The following is an 18717-nucleotide window of genomic DNA, read 5'->3' as shown; positions in this document are numbered from 1 at the left end:
CGAGGCCTCACAGTTATTTGCGCAGCAGCTTTTTGCGGTGGGCGGCGGCCTGGGCGGGCTGGTCGAGCCAGTACTCATCCAGCAGCGGGGCAATTTCCTGGGTTAGAATCGAGTCAAGCCAGGCCGGAGCGTCGGCGGCAGCGGTGGGCGGCTGGCAGAAGTAGCTGTGGCCCAGCTGAAAATCCGGGCCCAGCTCTGGGTCGTCGGTTATGGCCTGATTCAGCTCGGTGAGGCGGCTTACCAGGCGGCTGATAACGGCCTGGGGTACGTGGTGGGCGGCCAGAAAATCCTGGAGCGGCGGCCCAAACTCGGGCGTCATCGGCAGGAAGGCAAAGCGGCGGCGCAGGGCGTAGTCCAGCGGGGCCAGCGACCGGTCGGCCATGTTCATCGTGCCAATGACGAACAGGTTGTCGGGCACGAAAAACCGCGGGGCCTCGGCCGGCGAGTAGGGCAGGCGCACGGCGTGCTGGGGCCCGCGCTTATCGGCTTCGAGCAAGAGCAGCAGCTCCCCAAAAATACGGCTGACGTTGCCCCGGTTTATTTCGTCGATCAGCAGGTAATAGGGCTGGCCCGGGTCCTGGGTGGCTTTGCGGCAAATATCAAGCAGCACCCCGGCCGTCAGCCGAAACGAGCCCTGCCCGTCGGGCCGGAAGCCCTGCACGAAATCCTCGTAGCTGTAGCTGGGGTGAAACTGCACCAGCTCCACGCGGCTGGCATCGGTGCGGCCCAGCCCGAGCCAGGCCAGGCGGCGCGCCAGAAACGTTTTGCCGGTGCCGGGCGGCCCCTGCAGAATCAGGTTGCGGCGGCGCTGCAACGCGGCCTGGGCCTGCGCCAGGCTTTCCGCCGACAAAAACAGCTCCCGCAACGCCGTGGCCTGGTCGTAGGGAGTAGCGGGCGGCAGCTCGTAGGGAACAAGCGGCTCGGCGGCTTCCGCCCCGGCCGTTTCCCGCGCTTTGGCGGGCTTGGCAGCCGTTGCGGCCTGGCCGTTGCCGGTGTAGAGCTCCTGCATGGCATCCTGGGCCGCCACGTCGCCGTCGTGGGGCGAGTTGGCCAGAATGGGCCGCTTGGTCGTCACGGTAAAATCGAGGCGCTCCAGCAGCTGGTTGGTGGGGTTGCCGGCCAGGAGGGGCAGGGTGGCTTCGGGCTGCCCGCTGGCCAGCCGAAACGCCAGCTGCAGCACCGGCCGGGGCGGGTAGCGGCGGCCCTTGTACACCAAATCATAGACGGTGCTTGGCGGCAGCGGCCGGCCTTCCCGGTCGATGTGGCGCAGGGCCCGCAGCACATGGTCGCGGGTAAGCTGGGCGGGCGTAAACGGAGCGGTAGAATCGGGCATCAACGGGAAAAGTACACGCAAAACGCTAACAAACCGCCCCGGGTTCGGCCCGGCTGCCTACTCTGTCACCTGGTGTTCGCGCCGGATACCTAGCTTTTTCATGCGGGCTTCCAGGGTTTTGGCGTTGATGTCGAGGATGGCGGCCGCGCCGTTGGGGCCGCTTACCCGGCCGCCGGTCCGTTTCAGCGCCGCCATAATATGGTCGCGCTCCTGCTCCTTCAGCGTTTTCAGCGGCTCGTTGGCCGCCGGGCGGGCGGGCTGCCCGCCCGCCTGGGCGGCCACGGCCGAAAAGCCCGAAAATTCCAGAAACGGCCCCTGGCTCACGATGACGGCCTGTTCGAGCACGTGTTCCAGCTCCCGCACGTTGCCGGGCCAGCCGTAAAGGCGCATCGTGCGCAGGTCCCGCTCGCGCAAGCCGCGCACGGGCTTGCCCATCTGCTTGGTGAAGCGTTCCAGGAAGTGCCGCATCAGCGGCTCGATGTCCTCGGGCCGTTCGCGCAGGGCCGGCAGCTGCACCGGAAACACGTTGAGGCGGTAGTATAAGTCGGCGCGGAAGCGGCCGGCGGCTACCTCGTCTTCCAGCACGCGGTTGGTGGCCGCAATAACCCGCACGTCGGTGTGGATAACGCGCCGGCCCCCGATTCTTTCAAACTCCTTTTCCTGGAGCACCCGCAGCAGCTTGGCCTGCAAATCGAGCGGCAACTCGCCCACCTCATCCAAGAAAATCGTGCCGCCGTCGGCCAGCTCAAACTTGCCGATGCGCCGGTCGTGGGCCCCGGTGAAGGCGCCCTTCTCGTGCCCAAACAGCTCACTTTCGATCAGCTGAGCAGGCAGGGCGGCGCAGTTGAGCTTAATCAGGGCCCGGTCGTGGCGGGGCGAGAGGTTGTGCAGGGCCCGGGCCACCAGCTCTTTGCCGGTCCCGGTTTCGCCGGTAATCAGCACCGTGGTATCGGTGGGGGCCACCTGGGCAATGCGGGTCTGGACCTGCTGCATCACGGCGCTCTGCCCCACGAAATCCTCGAACTTGGCCGTGGTGTTGATTTCGTCGATGAGGTAGGTTTTTTCGCGCTCCAGCTGGGCCCGTAGCGCCTCAATCTGCTCGAAGGCGTACAGGTTTTGCATGGCCAGCGTAATCTGCGGGGCCAAGCTCATCACCAGGTGCAGGTCGTCGGAGGTGAAGGCGTCGGGGCGGTGGCTGGCCAGCACCAGGGCGGCGGCATGCTCGCCCTTGTTCCAGAGCGGCACGCCCAGCATCGAGCGGGTGCCGTTCTTTTCCATGGCGTACTGCAGCATGCGGTAGCGCCGGGCGGCCAACTCAAACTCGGGCCCGGTGAACATCACCGGCTCGGTGAAGGCCCCGATGATTTCGGCCTGCATCTGCTCCCGCTCGGGCACGCCTTCCCAGCGGCTTTCGTCCAGAAGCAGAAACGTGCCGTCGGGCTGCTTGGCGAATTCCACGAAGCCCTGGGTGCCGGTGGCAGGCCGCCGAATCCGGACGCCGAAGTAGTCGATGGCCACAATCCGGTCAATTTCCTCGGCCACGGTCAGAAACAGCGCCGCCCGGTCTTTGCGGCTGAGCAGGGCGTTGTTCACCGTCAACTGCAACGACTTTTCCCGCTCGCGCCGGGCCACTTCCTCGAACGCCAGGGTGTTGCTGACGGCCACGGCAATCAGGCTCCCGATTTTTTCCAGCAGGGCGCGGTCTTCGGCCGTAAAGTCGGGCCGGCGCCGGGCGGCCATCGAGAGCAGGCCAATGAGCTGCCCGCCCGTGCGCAGCGGCACGAAGGTGGTGTAGTAGATGCCGCGCTGCGCCATCAGCACGAAGGGCATGAAGTCGGGGTAGTCGGGCGTCAGCTCCCGGATGTCGACCTGCTGCACCCGCGGGTCGCGGATAAACAGCTCGGTGGGGGAGCCGGCTACCAGCGTGGCCTCCGTCATCTGGGCCGCGCTGTCGGGCACGTCGCCCATGTAGTCGCGCATAAACAGGCGCTTGAACTGGTGCCCGGCGTCGAGGGTAACCACGGCAATCATGTCGAAGGCAAAGACCAGCCGGAGCTTTTCCGTCACAATCTGAAACAGCTTTTCCTTGCTCCGAGTAGTAGCTATGGCCTCGTTCAGATAGAGCAGCAGGGATTCGTCTTGGTTCGGCATCATCGCGGGAGTTTTTTCCTTACATATCAGGAATAGAGTTCAGGATTTCCTGATATGTAAGGATAACCGCGTAGGGCACGCATAGTTTTACGAGGCCGCACTGAAAATAATTTTCCTTGTTTGCGCGCTGCTAAAGCTGCTTTTTGGAAAAATTAATCCGGCTTTAATGGGTTGGCACAAGGTTAGGTAAAGGCCGTTCACCAACAAGTCGTATTCCGATGCTTTCCCGACCAACATTTGCCGCTCCGCTGCTTGCCCTCGGGCTCGTTTCAGGGGCCGGCGCGGCCCACGCGCAGGGGCCGGTTATTTCCGATTCTCTTTCCCTGGATGGCACCATCCGCTCGGTGCTGGATGCCAACCCGGCCATTACCACGCTCGAAGAGGAAGTGAATGCCGCCACCAGCCGCGTTACCCAGAGCCGGGGCGGTTTCCTGCCCCAGGTAACGGGCACGGCCACCTACACCCGCATCGACCCGGTGGTGAAGCTGCAACTCTCGCCCGATGCCCCGGCCTTCCAGCTGGCGCCCAATAACAACTACGACGCGCACGTAACCCTGCAATACGGGCTGCTCGACTTCGGCAAGAAGGAAGCCACCTACAACCTGGCCGAAAGCCGCCGCATTACCGCCGCCGACAACATCAACGTGACGCGCCGCGACTTGGCTTACTCCGCCGCGCAGGTGTACTACAACATCCTGTTCGTGCGGGAGAGCATCAAGGTGCAGGACGCCCAGATTGCCTCCCTGCGCCAGCACCAGCGCGAGATGGAAAAGCGGGTGGAAGGCGGCGTGAGCACCAAGTTTGACGTGACGACCACTCAGGTGCGCATCACCCAGGCCCAGAACACCCGCATCGACCTAGAAAACCAGCTCCAGAACCAGCAGGTGCAGCTGGCCCGCCTGCTCCACAAGCCCGAGTACGTGAGCGTGCCCGTGCGGGGCTCCTTCACCTACTCGCCCCAGGCCGTCGACGTGAATGCGGCCCTGAACCAGGCCGTGGAAAGCCGCCCCGAAGTGAAGCTGGCCCGCGACGCCGAGCAGACGGCTAACCTCAACCTCAAGCTCATCGAGCGCAGCAACATGCCGGTGCTGGGCGTGGGCGGACAAGTAGGCGCTAAAAACGGCTACATCGTGCCGAACCTGGAGCGCATCCGCTTCAACACGGTCGGGGTGGTGCAGTTGAACGTGCCGATTTATGACGGCAACAAAAACAAAAACCAGCGGGTGGAAGCCCTGGCCAACATTCGCGGTGCCCAGTCGCGCATCCAGGACACCCAGGAGCAGATCCGGGCCGACGTGCGGCAGGCGGCCAACAACATGCAGAGCAGCACGGCGCGCTACGAAAATGCCCAGCTGCAGGTAGCCCAGGCCACCGACGCCCTCACCCGGGCCAAAGCCCGCTACCGCTACGACGTCGGTACCAACCTCGACGTGCTGGATGCCGAAACGCAGCTGGCCCAGGCCCGCCTGGCCCGCCTGCAGGCCATCTACAACTACACGCTGGGCCAGTACCAGCTCAAGCGCGCCACCGGCGAGCAGATTTGGTAGCGCGGTGAGATGGTGAGGTGGTGAGAGGTGAGTTTGGTTCATCGGCTCAAAACCGCGCCTCCACAACATCAACTCACCATTTCACCATCTCACAATTTCACCTTGTATGACTCTTTCGCTCATCTTTTGTCCGGTTGACTTTTCGGCGGCTACGGCCTCGCTGGTGGCCTACGCGGCGGTGCTGGCCGCCGGGGCGAAGGCCGAGCTGCGGCTGCTGCACGTGCTGATGCCCCAGCCGGCCCTGGCCACCGCCGAAACCACCACCGACCTGGCCGTGGCCGCCCACATGGCCCACCACCGGGCCGCCGCTGAGCAGGCCGGAGCCCACGTGACCACCACCGTGCTCAGGGGCGACGCGGCCACCGAAATCGTGGAAGCCGCCCGCCGCCACGCCGCCGATTTAATCGTAATAGGAGCGCACGGCCAAACGGCCCTGACCCGCTTTCTGATGGGCAGCACCGCCGAGGCGGTAGTCCGCACGGCCCCGTGCGCCACGCTGCTCGTCAACTCCCAGAGCCCGGGCGAATACCGGAAGTCTGCCTAACGGAACAGCCGCCGCCGCGCGGGCTTTCCAGCGTACACAACAACCCAACGAACAACTACTTACTGACCCATTTTCATGGCAACTCCCGTTCAACCCGATCAGGTCGCTGCACCGCATCACGCTTCGGCTCCCGCTTACGAGCCGGAAGTTGAAGAGCAGGAAGGCCGCTCGAAGCGCCCGATCATCTTTATTATTCTCGCCCTGGTGTTGCTCGTGGGCGGGTATTTCGGCTACCAGCGCTACCAGTTTGGCCAGACGCACGAAGAAACCGACGACGCCCAGGTAGAAGGCGACGTGTACCCGATCTTGCCCCGCGTGGGTGGCCCCGTGCTGGAAGTGAAAGTGCAGGACAACCAGCCCGTGAAAAAAGGCGACGTGCTGGTCACGCTCGACCCCGCCGACTATCAGCAGCGCGTGAATGCCGCTGAGGCGGCCCTGGCCGCGGCCCAGGCCAATGTGGTAGCGGCCCGCGCCGGTGTCGGCACGGCGTCGGCCAACGTGAGCACCGCCCAGGCCACCATCGGCGTGAGCGACGCCAACCGCTCCCGCCTCGAAAAGGATCTGAAGCGCAGCGCCTTCCTGCGCAAAGAAGACATCATCCCGCAGAGCGAGTACGACGCGGTGCAGGCCAACCTGAAGTCGACCAGCGCCCAGCGCGCCACGGCCCAGCAGCAGGTGCAGGTAGCCCGCCAGCAGGTGGCCGCCGCCCAGCAGCAGGTAGCCGTCGCCCAGGCCGTGGTGAAACAGCGCCAGGCCGACCTCGACAATGCCAAGCTGCAGCTGAGCTACGCCAGCATCGTGGCCCCGGCCAACGGGGTGGTGAGCAAGAAAAACGTGCAGCCCGGCCAGGTGGTAAGTCCCGGCCAGCAGCTGATGGGCCTGGTGGCGTCGCAGCAAACCTGGATTATCGCCAACTTCAAGGAAACCCAGCTGGAAAACATGAAAGTAGGCCAGCCCGTGGCCGTGGAAGTTGACGCCTACCCCCACGAGGAGTTTCAGGGCCACATCGAGTCGCTGTCGGCCGCTACCGGGGCCCGCTTCGCCCTGCTGCCCCCCGACAACGCCTCGGGCAACTTCGTGAAAGTAACCCAGCGCGTGCCGGTCAAAATCGTGCTCGACAAAGTAGACCCCGAGCACCCGCTGCGCGCCGGCATGAGCGTGACAGCCACCGTCAAGGTGAAATAAGTGATTTAGTGATTTAGCGACTTAGTGAGTTTTTCGTTCTGCTGGCTCAGATCTGGACAAATGGTGCTGGGAGTACCACAAGAATATCAAACTCACTAAGCCGGTAAGTCATCATCTTAAGCTAGGACTTTGCGTTTTTGCGGGCTTTGGCGAGGATGGATACGATTTCGCGGTATTCCTGCTCCAGGTTTTGCAGTCGCGGCTTTGGGATGATGCTGGCATCACCTAGCAACTCCAACCAGAATAGCGTTTCATCGGCCTCTTCTACACAGATGCATAGCTTGGCGTACCATTCCGCAGCGGAACGGCCCCGACAAGCTGCCCGGTAGTTGGCGGCCACCGAGGTAGCCGACCGTAAAAGCTGTTTGCCCAAGATGGTCGCTTCACTTGAATGGGGTAGCTGCTGAAAGAGATAAATGATTCGCAAAGCTGCTTGCTTAGTCCGTACCCGTAGGGCTTCGTTGAAAGTAGCGCGGTTGGGAGATGATTCTTCCATAAAAAATAAAGGGGGTTGAGATAAGGTCTCCAAATCAACTCACTAAATCACTAAGTCACCAACTCACCTCATGGAAACCGGATTTACCAAGTGGATCATCGTAATTACGGTGGTGCTCTGCTGCTTGCTGGAGCTTATTGATACCAGCATCGTGAACGTGGCCCTGACCCAGATGATGGGCAACCTCTCGGCTACCCAGCAGGAAGTGACCTGGGTAATTGCCTCCTATGGCATTGCCAACGTTATTGTGATTCCGATGACCGGCTTTCTGGCCGAGCAGTTCGGGCGCAAAAACTACTACTTCGTGTCGGTGCTGATCTTCACCGTCGCCTCGATGCTGTGCGGCCAGAGCACCAACATCTGGGAGCTGGTGGCCTTCCGCTTCGTGCAGGGCATCGGCGGCGGCGCCCTGATGGCTACCTCACAGGCCATCCTGATTGACACCTTTCCGCCCAAGCAGCTCCCGCTGGGGCAGGCCCTGTTCGGTATGGGCGTTATTATCGGCCCCACCATCGGCCCCACGCTGGGCGGCTACATCGTGGACAACTACGACTGGCCCTGGATTTTCTACGTGAACGTGCCGGTGGGTATCATGGCGGCCATCTTCACGGCCCTGTTTATCCGCGACCCGGAGCGCATCAAGAACGCCGTGCCGCGGCCCCTGCGCGAAATCGACTGGGCCGGTATTTTCCTGCTAGTCTTGGGCGTGGGCTCGTTGCAGCTGGTGCTGGAGCAGGGCGAAACCGAAGACTGGTTTGAAAGCGCCTACATCAACAGCTTCACGGCCCTGGCCGTCATCGGGCTGGTGGGCTTCGTGTGGCGCGAGCTGACGGCCGCGCAGCCCATCGTGGATCTGCGGGTGCTGGGCAAAAGCCGCAACCTGGCCGTGGGCGCGGTGCTCTCGTTCGTGCTGGGCTTCGGCATGTTTGCCTCGGTGTTCATCTTCCCCATTTTCACCCAGCGCATCCTGGGCTTCACCGCCGCCCAAACCGGCCTGATTCTGCTGCCCGGCGCCCTGGCCTCCGGCTTCATGATGCCCGTCATTGGCAAGATGCTACAGGCCGGCGTGCCCCAGAAGTTCATGATTCCGGTGGGCTTCGGCATCTTCTTCCTCTTCACGTTCTGGATGGCCAACATCATTTCGCCCACCGCCGGCGAGAGTGACTTCTTCTGGCCCCTGATGGTGCGCGGCCTGGGCATGGGCCTGATTTTTCTGCCCATTACCACCATGAGTCTGGCCGGCTTGAAAGGCAAGGACGCGGGCCAGGCCGCCGGCCTCACCGGCATGATCCGCCAGCTCGGCGGCTCGTTCGGGGTGGCCATCGTGGGCACCTACCTGGAGCGCAGCATGGCCCAGAACCGCATCAGCCCGCTGGCTCACATCTCGCTCTACGACACCAATACCGTGCAGCGGATTCAGGCTTTCACCGCCAACTTCATGGCCCGGGGCTTCTCCTTCGAGCAGGCCCAGAAGCAGGCCTACGCGGCCCTGGAAGGCATCCTGATGAAGCAGGTCGCCATCATTACCTACGCCCAGGTGTTCTCCATGATTGGCCTGTTCTTCGTCGTCTGCCTGCCGCTGGTGCTGCTCATCAAGCGCGCCCGGCGCGGCGAGGCCATCGACCTGAACGCCGCGCACTAGCGGTGAATGAGTGACGTGGTGAATGAGTGAGTTGTCGTTGTGGTGGCGCTTGCGTAGGCAAACAAAAAGGCGGCTGTGCTGGACACGGCCGCCTTTTTGTTTGCCTACGGTGGCTCTGGCCTTGCCCAGGAAAGCAGCTCGGGGGCGTGCGGTGCCTGTCGCTGAGGCGACAGGCGCTTTCGGGGTTGTAAAAGCCCGTGTCGCCTAAGCAGGAGGGACTTCACAAACTATAAAAGTGCCTCCCGAGTAGGCCGGACGGGCTACACTTCTTACAAAAGTGCTTCCTGGCTACTCGGGAGGCCCTACAGTACTTGCAAAAGGGCCTCCCGAGTAGGCCGGACGGGCTACACTACTTACAAAAGTGCCCCCTGCCTACTCGGAAGAGGCTACACGAGTTGCAGAAGGGTTTCCCGAGTACTCGGGGGTTCCTGCACCAATTTCAAAAGCCCGTGCTGACCAGCCAGAATACTGAAACGAAAAGCCCCGTCGTGCGACACGACGGGGCTTTTGTATGATAAGCAAGCCACCAAACGACAACTCACTCATTCACCATTTCACTCATTCACCGCTACTGATACTGGATGTACATCGGCTTGGGCGTGAGCTGGGTCAGCACCTCGGTCGGGGTCATCAGGTGGTGGGGCTTGGGCTTGGGGTCGTACTCGTAGAACAGCTTGAAGCCCGTGTACTGCACCGGCTCGGTCTGGATGTAGTCGTGGTACGAGTCCTTTTTCAGGGTTGGCTCGCCGTGGCCGTCCATGTGCATCACGATCTGCACCCGGGGGTCGAGCTTGATGTTTTTGTAGTTGGTAATCATCTTCCGCGTGAAGCGGTGCACGGTCAGCACCTTGGGCGGCAGGTTGTTTTCGCTCACGATGCGGGCCAGGAAGTTCACCGTGAAGTTCACGTCCTTCGCGTCGAGGGTGCCGATGCGCTGGTTGGGGCGCACGCCGGGCATGGTGGAGAGCGAAAACTCGGGGTCGATGCCCAGGTGAATGTCGGGCTGCTTGAGGTACTGCTCCAGCTTGGGCAGCTCGGCTTCGAGGGTGCTGTGGCCGGGCTGCACGTCCAGGAACAGGATGCAGTTGTGCTCCCGGGCCCAGCTGATAACCTCCTCGATGGTGGCTTTCGAGTTCATCAGGCGCCACTTGCCATCCTTGCCGGGCGTGCCCTGGGCCGTGATGGTGACGTTGTGCAGGGCGGCTTGCACCGGAATGCTGGGGTCGGCGGCCTGCCACTCGGCCAGCACTTTCTCAAACTTGCGGAACATCTGCTCCTTGGGCTCCCGGCCCAGAATGCCCATGCCTTTCGAGCGGATGTTGCCGTAGAAAGCCACGATGCGCTTGCCCGGCAGGATGGCGCCTGGCAGCTGCCCGCTCTTTTTCACGATAGAGTCGGCCTTGAGCGAGTCGCGCAGCATGGCCTGCTTTTTCAGCGCCGCGCTGTCGACCACCACCGGCTTGGCGGGAACTTCCGCCGTGGCTTTGGTATCGGCGTTTTCACCTTCGGAGCGGGTGCCGCAGCCCGTGAAAGACAAGGAGAAGATCAGGCCCAGCGCTGGCAGCAGCGGCCGGGAGAAACGGGAAAAGTTGGTACGAGAAGCCACTGAAGAAGGTAACGTTGAAAGCAAAACTGGTCAGCAAGTTACGCCTTTTTGCCGTGGCCGGCGGTGGTGCCGGCCCGATTATGTTTGCCCGGCCCGGTATTCGGCCTCGTTATCGGCGGCGGCTGACACGAAAGCGGGGCCGGAAATTCCCCGGCCCCGCCGGCCTTCATTCCCGCCGGTTTCCTGTCAGGGCGCGGGCGTTTCCGGGGCTACGGGCTCCGCGGGTTTACGCCGGGGCGGCCAGCCGAAGCGGTACTGCACCCCGAAGTTGGTGCTGCGCGTCAGGCCCCAGCGGTTGCCAGTGGCTTCCAGGTTGGTGTAGCGCGAGGTGGCGTGCAGGTTGCGGTTCAGGCTCATATCCCAGACCACATGCCAGTGCTTGCCCAGCCGCACCCGCGCCCCCAGCCCCGCCGTGGCGTAGAGCTGGAGCGGGGCGTGGTCGCCGTAGCTGGTCGAGCTGATGATCTGGCCATCGATTCTCCTGTCGGCATAACTACTGAAGTGGGCTGAGGCCAGTGTAGTACCACCCAATGCATCAAACTGTACCCGGGACTTCGCATTTTTAGTTAATGTGTACCGGGCCAGCACCGGAACCGCCCATGTACGTGACTCGGAACGGTATACACCAGAAGACTGCTGTCCGGTAAGGGTAGTACCGGTGTACGAGGGGTCTTCCACAGTTTTTTGTTGACTGTAGCCATAGCCGACTTGCACCAGCAGACGTGGGGTCAGCTGCACTCCGAGTGTTGCCATCCAAGGCTTGATACCTATAGTGTTAGCACTAGTAGGATAAAAGACGACGTAGCGGTTCAGGGCCGTTTGCACGCCGATAGAGAAGCGCGGGGTGTAAACTAGGGTGGGTTGCGCCTGACAGCGTAAGCCACAGCCCAGCATGCTAGTACACAGTAGCAGGGTGGAGAGAATAGTCTTCATAAGCAGATACGTTATTTACTGGCTTACCAGTAGCGGGAGTAGATGAAGTCGCCACCGGCATCCACGGTTGACAGGTGCTAGCCTAGTGCGTCGGCCGTTGACTAACGGTAGGCTTGAGCCGGAAGCAGTAGCGCACACCCAGGCCGTACGCGTAGGTAAGGTCGATGCTGCGGCCCAGCACCTGCTGGCTAATGGCTGCTGACAGGCGCTCGGTGTTGCGGTTTATCGTCCAGTCTGCTACTGCCTGCCAGTGCTGGCCGAAGCGGTAGCGCACGCCCAGTCCGGCGGTGTAGTACAGGCTGGTTTTGTGGTTTACATCCTGCCGGTCGGTTACTATTTGCCCGCCGACGGTATGCGTGTAACTCGATTCGGCGCGGGTTTTAGTAACCGTAACCCCGGCCAGCACCTCCATGTGCCACGGCCTTGCTGGCCGGGCGCTGAGCGAGTAGCGGGCTACGACAGGCAGGGCCCCGCTCCGGCTTTTCTCCGTCGTGTAGTCTCTGACGGGTTGACCAATGGTAGTGGTGCCCGTAGCCGATCCAGCCGAAGACTCCGCACGGTACATGCCGCTTACTTCCAGCCCCAGGCGGGGCGTAAACTGGTAGCCGGCCGCCACGCGCCACGGCGAGAGAGGAATGGCGGTGGCGAAGCCCGAAGGCTTGTATATGACCGTGTAGTGCGCTGAAGCCAGACACAAACTTGCATAGAGGCTCGGAGTAGTATGCTCTGGCTTCTGGGCGGCACATTCAGCGGCGGAGCAGAGTGCTACCCAGGCAACGTGTCTTTTGCTGATGATCATGCGCTAACTTCTCCGTGGAGCAGGAAAAATCAAAGCCTGGCCAGCCGCCGGAAGGCAAGCGGACCGCAGGCATTACGAAGCGCAATAGGGTGTAGGAGCGGAGCGGGAGCCGCCCGATAAATGGACGACGATAAAACAAACCTAGGCTGAAAACAGCGCAGGAGCAATAGAACGGCGAAAGAACGATGTAAGTATCGGCCGCCAAAAAAATTGGCTGCCCGCCCCGGCCGCGTCCCGGAGAAATACCAGGCCCCCGGAATGCTGTAAATCAGCGGGCCTTGCCGAAATCTTTTCCCGGCCACGGTGTTAAGAGGAAGCAACTCAACTTATTCCTTCCCGCGTGATTCGTAGAAAAATCAACTTCAGCCTGGCCCGCCTCACCTTCCTGCTGTGGGCCGGTATCAGCACAGCTTCGGGCATCAGCTGCACCAAAGATGCCGCCGCGCCGCAAGCGGCTACCGAAACGCTCACGAGTCCGGCCGAAACCCACCTGGTCAGCAGCACGCTCATCGGGGAGTACTCGACCAGCCAGCTGGCCGGCCGCGTATCCGACATTCCGATTGCCGGGGCCCTGGTCCGCTACCCGATTCGGGTGTACCGGCTTACCTACACCACCCGCAACACCGACGGCAAGAACATTATTGCTTCCGGGGCGCTGCTGGTGCCCACCGTGGGCGGCCAGCCGCTGCCGCTGCTGAGCTACCAACACGGCACCATCCGGCCCGACGACGAAAGTCGGGCACCGTCGTACTACAGCCCCAATAGCGAGGTGTACTCGGCCGTGTCGGTGCTGGCTTCGACCGGATATATGGTGGCCGCTCCCGACTATATCGGGTACGGGGCTTCCAAAAACCTGCCCCACCCTTACGAGCACGCCGCGTCGTTGGCCTCCGCCTCGTTGGATATGCTGCGGGCCGCCCGCGAGTTCGGGGCCAAGGAGCAGGTAGCCGTGGGCAAGAAAAACTTTCTACTGGGCTACTCCGAAGGCGGTTTTGCCACCCTGGCCCTGCACAAGCTGATGGAGGAGCAGGCCAGCAGCGAGTTTACCGTCACGGCCAGCGCGCCGGGGGCGGGGGCCTACCACAAGTCCGCCTTTGCCGACTACATTCTCAAGTCGGACCAGCCGCTGAGCTTCCTGAGCACCTACGTGTGGGTGCTCGACACCTACAACCGCGTCTACGGCATCAACCGACCCATCACGTACTACGTGAATCAGCCCTGGGCCGCGCAGCTGCAAACCAACCTCTACGGGGAGGTGCCCAGCCAGGCCAAAGAGCTGTTTACGCCCACGTTCCGGCAGGGTATTCTGGATAAAACCGATGCCCAGCTGCTGGCCGCCTTCCGCGACAACGACATCCACGACTGGCAGCCCAAGGCCCCATTGGCCCTCTTCCACGGTACCGCCGACGACTACGTGCCCTTCTTCAACTCCCAGGATGCCTACAACGCCATGAAGGCCCGGGGCGCGACCAGCGTAGAGCTGCGCCCGATTCCGGGCGGCAACCACTTCTCCTCGGCCGCCAGCTACACCTTGCAGGCCTACGCGTTTATCTCGCAGTACTAGCCCGGAGGGAATAGGCAAAACCAGGCGACTGAAACGCAAAACAGCGCCACTTCCCGGCCGGGAAGTGGCGCTGTTTTGCGTTTAGAAAAAGGCTGCGGGTAAAAGTCTAGGCGGCCGTGGTCTGGGTGTGGGGCTGCTTAACCGGCGAGGTCGGAGCCGGGGCCACGGCCTGCCGTAGCCAGGCGCCGGCCAGCGCCGCCAGGCCGCCCGCCAGGCCGCCCAGCACGGCCGTCAGCAGCACCAGGGCCCAACCGTTGCCACCCAGGGGCAGCAGCTGGGCCACGCGGTGTGCCAGCAGGCCGTCGTTCTGCACGGTCCACCATGCGGCCAGCAGCAGCCAGCCCAGCCCGACGCCCGCAAAGCCCGCCAGAAACGCCCGGCCGCCGTGCCGGGCCAGCACGAAGGCCACGCCCAGGCTCACGGGCACCAGGCTCCACCAGGGCAGAAATACCTGCGCCAAGGCACTCAAAACGAAGATCAGCAGGAAAAGACGCATCGGAATGGCAGGAAAGCAGGAGGGAAGGTTAGGGTCGGGCTTGCAGCGTCCAGGCGGCGGGCACGCGCGGGTGTTTTTCGTCGGGGTGGCGCAGGAAAATCAGCTCGTGCAGCTGCCCGGCGCTCCAGGTATCCAGCAGGTTTTCGTAGTAGGCCGAGCCGGGGTTGCCCGACTGCCCGCCGGGGTATACGCCGTAGGCTTTCACCTGCGGCCCCAGGGCCACCACCATGCGCCACGAAGGCCCATTGCGCTCCGAGGTAGCATTCACGATGCCCGCACCGCCGCCCACGTTCAGATCCATGCGGCCGAAGCCGGGCAGCTGGGCCAAGTGCAGAATATCGGTGCTTTTCTGGTTGGCCCAGCGCCACTCGGGGCTCAGCGGCCCAAACTTGCGCGTGAGCGAGTCGGCGGCAAACTGCAGCGACTGCCGGGCCAGGGTTTCCAGAGTTTCCTTTTCGGGGGTGCGCCGATCGTCGATCCAGCGGGAGGCGGGCTCCTGTAGTAGCAGGGTGTTGGTTCGGTCCCGGGTGGGGGCGCGCATCTCCAGGCCGGTGGCTTGCAGGCCGAAATCATCGTCCCAGAGGCGCTTGACCAGGTTGTTGTACCACAGCTCAAAGATGCTGGGCCCGATGGCGTCGGCTTCGTAGAAGTAATTCCAGCGGCTCAGCTCGTCGTAGGCTTTGCGCGCGTCGGCCTTCAGCGGCGCGCGGCCCACCAAGCTTAGCATCCGCGGCAGCATCAGCTGGGCGTTGAGGTTGAGGTTGTCGGTTTGCAGCAGGCGCAGGCTGTCGGGCGTCACGCGGGTCATGCGGGCCAGCCGCTCATTGATGCGGTGGCCCCGCTCGTAGCTGGCGTAGTTCCAGTGCAGGTAATAGGGGTAGTCGGGGCCGGCCGAAAACTGGTTGGCCGAGCTGACGAAGCCCCGGGCCGGGTTTTTTACGTGGGGGTTCTGGGCCTGCGGAATCCAGCCCTGCCAGTCGTAGGCCGGGTCGGTGCCGTCGAGGATAAACTTGCCTTGGTCGCGCCACTTCAGCGGGAAGCGCCCGTTGGGCCAGATGGCAATGTCGTTCTGGCTGCTGGCAAAAATGAAGTTCTGAGCCGGCGAGCCGTAGGTGGCCAGGGCCGCCGTGTAATCCTGGTAGTTTTTGGCCCGGTTCAGGTTGTAAAAGGCCAGCACCTCGTTGTCGGCGTCGTGGGCCGTCCAGCGCATGGCGTGCCGGATGGGCGTCTGGCTCATGAAGGGCTTCTCGTCCTGGTCGTACACGATGGGGCCGTGGTGGGTGTAGAGCACCGTGTCGTAGCGGTCGGGCTGGCCGCGCACCACGATATGCTCCACCACCCGGCGCACCGGCTTCCAGCGCCCGTCGTGCCAGTACTCGCGCCGGGAGGCGTCCCGGAACTTGAGCTGGTAGAAGTCCAGCACGTCGGCGGCCACGTTGGTCACGCCCCAGGCCACCTGGTCGTTGAAGCCGATAATAACCGTGGGCGCGCCCGGAATCGTGACGCCGTACACGTTCACGCCCGGGGCCGAAAGCTGCACCTGGTACCAGATGCTGGGCAGGTTGAGCTGCAAGTGCGGGTCGTTGGCCAGAATCGGGTAGCCCGAGGCGGACTTCTTGCCATCCACGGCGAAGTTGTTGGAGCCCAGCTCCGGGTCGGGCTCGTGCTGCGGCACCTTCTCCGACAGCGAAGCCGTGAACGAAGGCGGCGTGGCCGGCACCGGCAGCGGCTTGAAGTCCAGCGGCGTGCCGACGGGCACAATCGGGTCTTCGCGCCGGGGGTAGTCCGGAAACAGGTCGTTGATGACGGCCGCGCCATACTTGCCCAACGCATTCGACATGCGCAGGTCGTCGGAGCGCCCACTCAGGTCGAAGGCCATGTACTTGAGCAGCAACGATGACTTGAGCGGCTCCCAGGGCTCGGGCGCATAGTCGAGCAGCTTGTACTCGAAGGGGTAGTCGCGGGGCGAAAGGCTGCTGATGTAGGCGTTGATGCCGTCGGAGTAGGAGGTCAGCACCGTGCGGGTGGTGGGGTTGGCCAGCATGGCCCGCACCGACTTCTCAGCCCCGTACTTCAGCCCCATGCGGCGGAAAAACCGGTCGGTTTCGAGCCGCGCCGGCCCCACGATTTCCGACAGCCGCCCGGCCGCCACGTGGGTCACGAAATCCATCTGCCAGAGCCGGTCGCGGGCCGTGAGGTAGCCTTGGGCGAAGTACAGGTCGTGGTCGTTCTGGGCAAAGATGTGGGGCACGTGCTTGTCGTCGAAGCGCACCTGCACCGGCTGCCGCAGGCCGGGAATGGTCAGCGTCTGGGCCGCGGGGAAAGCATCGGTGGCTTCGGCGTTGCGCCAGAAGCCTTGGAATGGGCTCAGAAACTTGCCAAACGGCGGAATGTCGCCCTGCCGGGCGTTCAGCACCCAGGTCAGCGACAGGGAAAGAGCAGTAGCCAGCAGGGCTTTAATCCACTTCATGGGCGGGGTAGGCGGGCAGGTTGGGAAAAGGAAATTCGCCGCGCAGGCCGCCCGGCGAATTGGTTACGCGCAGAAACCGGATCTACTCTGCGGCAGCGGCCCCGCCTTTTGGCAGGAAAATCTGGAAGCCCACCGACAGGCCCAGGCTGTTCCGCGGGCTGGTTGCCAGCGTCCCCCGGTTGTTCCAGTCGAAATACGGCTGTACTTCCAGGGCTACCGTTGGCACAACGAAGTAGCTGTAGCCCAGGCTGGCCCGGCCGCCGCCAAACGAACCCGTGGTGGTCCGATTCGAATTATATCCATCGTTGACGCTGTAGGTATTCGTAAAGCCCGTAATGCCGTAGGAGGCTTGCCCAAAAAACTTGTGCTTGGACGCATCCGAAAAGTAATACCGCACAAATGGGGCAATGCCATACTCAAAGTAGTTGGACTTGGAGTTGAAGCCGGCCGACGTAATTTTTCGCGACTGATACCCCAGCCCGAGTTGGGCGCCTAATGCCAGACGGTCAGCAACGAAGACGCCCACGTTGGGGGCCAGAGCGCCCGAGAAGTACTTGGTATCCCCGCCCTGCGACTTCGAGAAGGACAGTTCGGAAAGACTGGAGCCCAGCATTACGCTGCCTTTCTCGGTTTGGGCCGAGGCCCCCGAGGCGGTAGCAGCAAGCAGAAAGCCCAGAAGCAATGGTTTTTTCATAAAAGGGGTACTGTTGGCAATAAAGTGGATAATAGAAAAGCGAAGAACACTAAAAAAGGCCACATATAGCGGCCTTTTTTAGTGTTCTATGAGCAAGGCGCAACGGGTTGCGAAGTGGCGAAGCTGTCTTACAGGTTTTCGGCTTGGCGCACCATGCCGACTACGCCCAGCTGCTTGAGCCGCAGCTTCACGGCCTCGGCCTCGGCTTTGTCGGCAAACTGCCCCACGATAACGCGGGCGAGCGGCTTGCCATTCTGGCTGCTCTCGGCGATGGTCACGGTCAGGCTCTGGTCGAGGGCCTGAATCTTGGTTTGCAGGCTCTGGGCGTTGCGCGGGTCGCCGAAGGTGCCGGCCTGCACGACGAAGCTCGGGGCCGGGGCCGGAATCACGACGACGTCGGCAGCTTCGGTTTCACCGGCTACGATGTCGGTCAGGGTGGTGCCGGCCAGTACCGTGGCCACGGAGTCGGAGGTGAGGGCGGCCAGGTTTTCCGGCGCCTCGGTCGGGCCCAGGGGCGTGGTGCTGGGCACCACTTCGGCCACCACCGATACGGCGCCGCGGCGCACGATGTCGAGCGGGCGGGCCGCTACTTCCGACAAATCCAGAATCCGCTCGTGGCGGAACGGGCCCCGGTCGCTGACGCGCACAACGACCGATTTGCCGTTGTTGGGGTTGGTAACGCGTAATTTGGTGCCGAAGGGCAGGGTTTTATGAGCGCAGGTATATTTAAAGCGGTCAAACCGTTCGCCGTTGCTGGTCCGGTGCCCCTGATGCTCGCGTCCGTACCAGGAGGCCCGGCCCCGCATCACCACGGAGCGGGAAGCGGTAGCAGTACCTGGTTTTTCTTCTTCGAAACGCGTAGCCCGGGCTGCTTGCGGGAGGGCCGTGAACAATGCAAAAAGCAGGGCCATCAGCAAGCCGGAAACATGCAGTCGTGTCGGTGTCAACTTCATTCGTTTACTGGTTGGTGAGCAGAACAAATCTATAAGCCCTTTCCAAACCACCTAACCGATTCCAACCCCGTTAGCTAAGCTGTACCGCCTTAAATTGACCTTTTTCAATAAAATTTGCATTTAATTAATCAATAGGTTCGCGGCAAAATGGTTGATTGTGTTTCATCAAGGCTGATTTTGCACTCTGAATAGACGCCTTGCGAACGGCATTGGAAATAAGACTATGCGCCGTTAAAAAAATTTTGGCATTGACGGTCGAGCTATCTTCGGAGCCAGGTTGCAAAAGTCCCGGAATTTTACTATA

15 protein-coding genes are annotated in these 18717 nt (G+C 62.4%); 5 read left to right on the top strand and 10 right to left on the bottom strand.

The features are described from left to right. Positions 1–13 precede the first annotated feature (13 nt). Together E5K00_RS22910 and E5K00_RS21165 are read right to left on the bottom strand one after the other, a co-directional pair. A complete protein-coding gene (locus E5K00_RS22910; protein WP_167856986.1) occupies positions 14–1333 on the bottom strand; it encodes an AAA family ATPase in 1320 nt (439 codons plus the stop codon). A gap of 57 nt (positions 1334–1390) precedes the next feature. After that, positions 1391–3487, bottom strand: coding sequence for a sigma-54-dependent Fis family transcriptional regulator (locus E5K00_RS21165; protein WP_135465306.1), 2097 nt, complete (start codon positions 3485–3487; stop codon positions 1391–1393). A gap of 215 nt (positions 3488–3702) precedes the next feature. On the opposite strand from E5K00_RS21165, the gene E5K00_RS21160 reads away from it, so the two are divergent. From E5K00_RS21160 to E5K00_RS21150, 3 genes are all read left to right on the top strand, one after another. After that, positions 3703–5031 (top strand): TolC family protein, encoded by a 1329-nt coding sequence (locus E5K00_RS21160; RefSeq protein ID WP_135465305.1) that lies wholly within the window; start codon positions 3703–3705, stop codon positions 5029–5031. A 106-nt stretch (positions 5032–5137) separates the two neighbouring features. Beyond that, positions 5138–5575 carry a universal stress protein gene (locus E5K00_RS21155; RefSeq protein WP_135465304.1) on the top strand — a complete coding sequence of 146 codons (438 nt, stop codon included), beginning with the start codon at positions 5138–5140 and terminating at the stop codon, positions 5573–5575. A 75-nt stretch (positions 5576–5650) separates the two neighbouring features. Beyond that, positions 5651–6760 carry an HlyD family secretion protein gene (locus E5K00_RS21150; RefSeq protein WP_135465303.1) on the top strand — a complete coding sequence of 370 codons (1110 nt, stop codon included), beginning with the start codon at positions 5651–5653 and terminating at the stop codon, positions 6758–6760. Positions 6761–6881: 121 nt separating this feature from the next. On the opposite strand, the gene E5K00_RS21145 is transcribed toward E5K00_RS21150, so the two are convergent. Then, on the bottom strand, positions 6882–7289 hold the full coding sequence (locus E5K00_RS21145; protein ID WP_245328385.1) for a four helix bundle protein: 408 nt from the start codon (positions 7287–7289) through the stop codon (positions 6882–6884). A 37-nt stretch (positions 7290–7326) separates the two neighbouring features. Here E5K00_RS21145 and E5K00_RS21140 point away from each other — a divergent pair, with 37 nt between their 5' ends. Then, a complete protein-coding gene (locus E5K00_RS21140) occupies positions 7327–8898 on the top strand; it encodes a DHA2 family efflux MFS transporter permease subunit (protein WP_135465301.1) in 1572 nt (523 codons plus the stop codon). Positions 8899–9466: 568 nt separating this feature from the next. On the opposite strand, the gene E5K00_RS21135 is transcribed toward E5K00_RS21140, so the two are convergent. From E5K00_RS21135 to E5K00_RS21125, 3 genes are all read right to left on the bottom strand, one after another. Further along, positions 9467–10504, bottom strand: a complete 1038-nt coding sequence (locus E5K00_RS21135; RefSeq protein ID WP_245328384.1) for a hypothetical protein — start codon at positions 10502–10504, stop codon at positions 9467–9469. Between the two features lie 186 nt (positions 10505–10690). Beyond that, positions 10691–11035 (bottom strand): hypothetical protein, encoded by a 345-nt coding sequence (locus E5K00_RS23170; RefSeq protein WP_245328383.1) that lies wholly within the window; start codon positions 11033–11035, stop codon positions 10691–10693. A gap of 484 nt (positions 11036–11519) precedes the next feature. Continuing rightward, a complete protein-coding gene (locus E5K00_RS21125; protein WP_135465299.1) occupies positions 11520–12236 on the bottom strand; it encodes an outer membrane beta-barrel protein in 717 nt (238 codons plus the stop codon). 340 nt (positions 12237–12576) lie between these two features. Between E5K00_RS21125 and E5K00_RS21120 the strand changes: the two genes are divergently transcribed. Further along, positions 12577–13800: an alpha/beta hydrolase family protein gene (locus tag E5K00_RS21120; protein ID WP_245328382.1), complete on the top strand. Its 1224-nt coding sequence runs from the start codon at positions 12577–12579 to the stop codon at positions 13798–13800. 106 nt (positions 13801–13906) lie between these two features. On the opposite strand, the gene E5K00_RS21115 is transcribed toward E5K00_RS21120, so the two are convergent. From E5K00_RS21115 to E5K00_RS21100, 4 genes are all read right to left on the bottom strand, one after another. After that, positions 13907–14296, bottom strand: coding sequence for a hypothetical protein (locus E5K00_RS21115; RefSeq protein ID WP_135465297.1), 390 nt, complete (start codon positions 14294–14296; stop codon positions 13907–13909). Positions 14297–14324: 28 nt separating this feature from the next. Beyond that, positions 14325–16766 carry a penicillin acylase family protein gene (locus tag E5K00_RS21110; protein WP_135465296.1) on the bottom strand — a complete coding sequence of 814 codons (2442 nt, stop codon included), beginning with the start codon at positions 16764–16766 and terminating at the stop codon, positions 14325–14327. An 82-nt stretch (positions 16767–16848) separates the two neighbouring features. Next, positions 16849–17460 (bottom strand): DUF3575 domain-containing protein, encoded by a 612-nt coding sequence (locus E5K00_RS21105; RefSeq protein WP_135465295.1) that lies wholly within the window; start codon positions 17458–17460, stop codon positions 16849–16851. Between the two features lie 128 nt (positions 17461–17588). After that, positions 17589–18371 (bottom strand): septal ring lytic transglycosylase RlpA family protein, encoded by a 783-nt coding sequence (locus E5K00_RS21100; RefSeq protein ID WP_167856984.1) that lies wholly within the window; start codon positions 18369–18371, stop codon positions 17589–17591. Positions 18372–18717: the final 346 nt, after the last annotated feature.

This window comes from Hymenobacter aquaticus, from assembly GCF_004765605.1.
GTDB classification, from domain to species: domain Bacteria; phylum Bacteroidota; class Bacteroidia; order Cytophagales; family Hymenobacteraceae; genus Hymenobacter; species Hymenobacter aquaticus.
This window is presented reverse-complemented; position numbering and strand designations above follow the sequence as displayed.

Bases quoted from the DNA above. Each gene is read 5' to 3' on its own strand.
- E5K00_RS22910 (WP_167856986.1), bottom strand. From the start codon at position 1,333: ATGCCCGATTCTACCGCTCCGTTTACGCCCGCCCAGCTTACCCGCGAC.
- E5K00_RS21165 (WP_135465306.1), bottom strand. From the start codon at position 3,487: ATGATGCCGAACCAAGACGAATCCCTGCTGCTCTATCTGAACGAGGCC.
- E5K00_RS21160 (WP_135465305.1), top strand. From the start codon at position 3,703: ATGCTTTCCCGACCAACATTTGCCGCTCCGCTGCTTGCCCTCGGGCTC.
- E5K00_RS21155 (WP_135465304.1), top strand. From the start codon at position 5,138: ATGACTCTTTCGCTCATCTTTTGTCCGGTTGACTTTTCGGCGGCTACG.
- E5K00_RS21150 (WP_135465303.1), top strand. From the start codon at position 5,651: ATGGCAACTCCCGTTCAACCCGATCAGGTCGCTGCACCGCATCACGCT.
- E5K00_RS21140 (WP_135465301.1), top strand. From the start codon at position 7,327: ATGGAAACCGGATTTACCAAGTGGATCATCGTAATTACGGTGGTGCTC.
- E5K00_RS21125 (WP_135465299.1), bottom strand. From the start codon at position 12,236: ATGATCATCAGCAAAAGACACGTTGCCTGGGTAGCACTCTGCTCCGCC.
- E5K00_RS21115 (WP_135465297.1), bottom strand. From the start codon at position 14,296: ATGCGTCTTTTCCTGCTGATCTTCGTTTTGAGTGCCTTGGCGCAGGTA.
- E5K00_RS21110 (WP_135465296.1), bottom strand. From the start codon at position 16,766: ATGAAGTGGATTAAAGCCCTGCTGGCTACTGCTCTTTCCCTGTCGCTG.
- E5K00_RS21105 (WP_135465295.1), bottom strand. From the start codon at position 17,460: ATGAAAAAACCATTGCTTCTGGGCTTTCTGCTTGCTGCTACCGCCTCG.
- E5K00_RS21100 (WP_167856984.1), bottom strand. From the start codon at position 18,371: ATGGCCCTGCTTTTTGCATTGTTCACGGCCCTCCCGCAAGCAGCCCGG.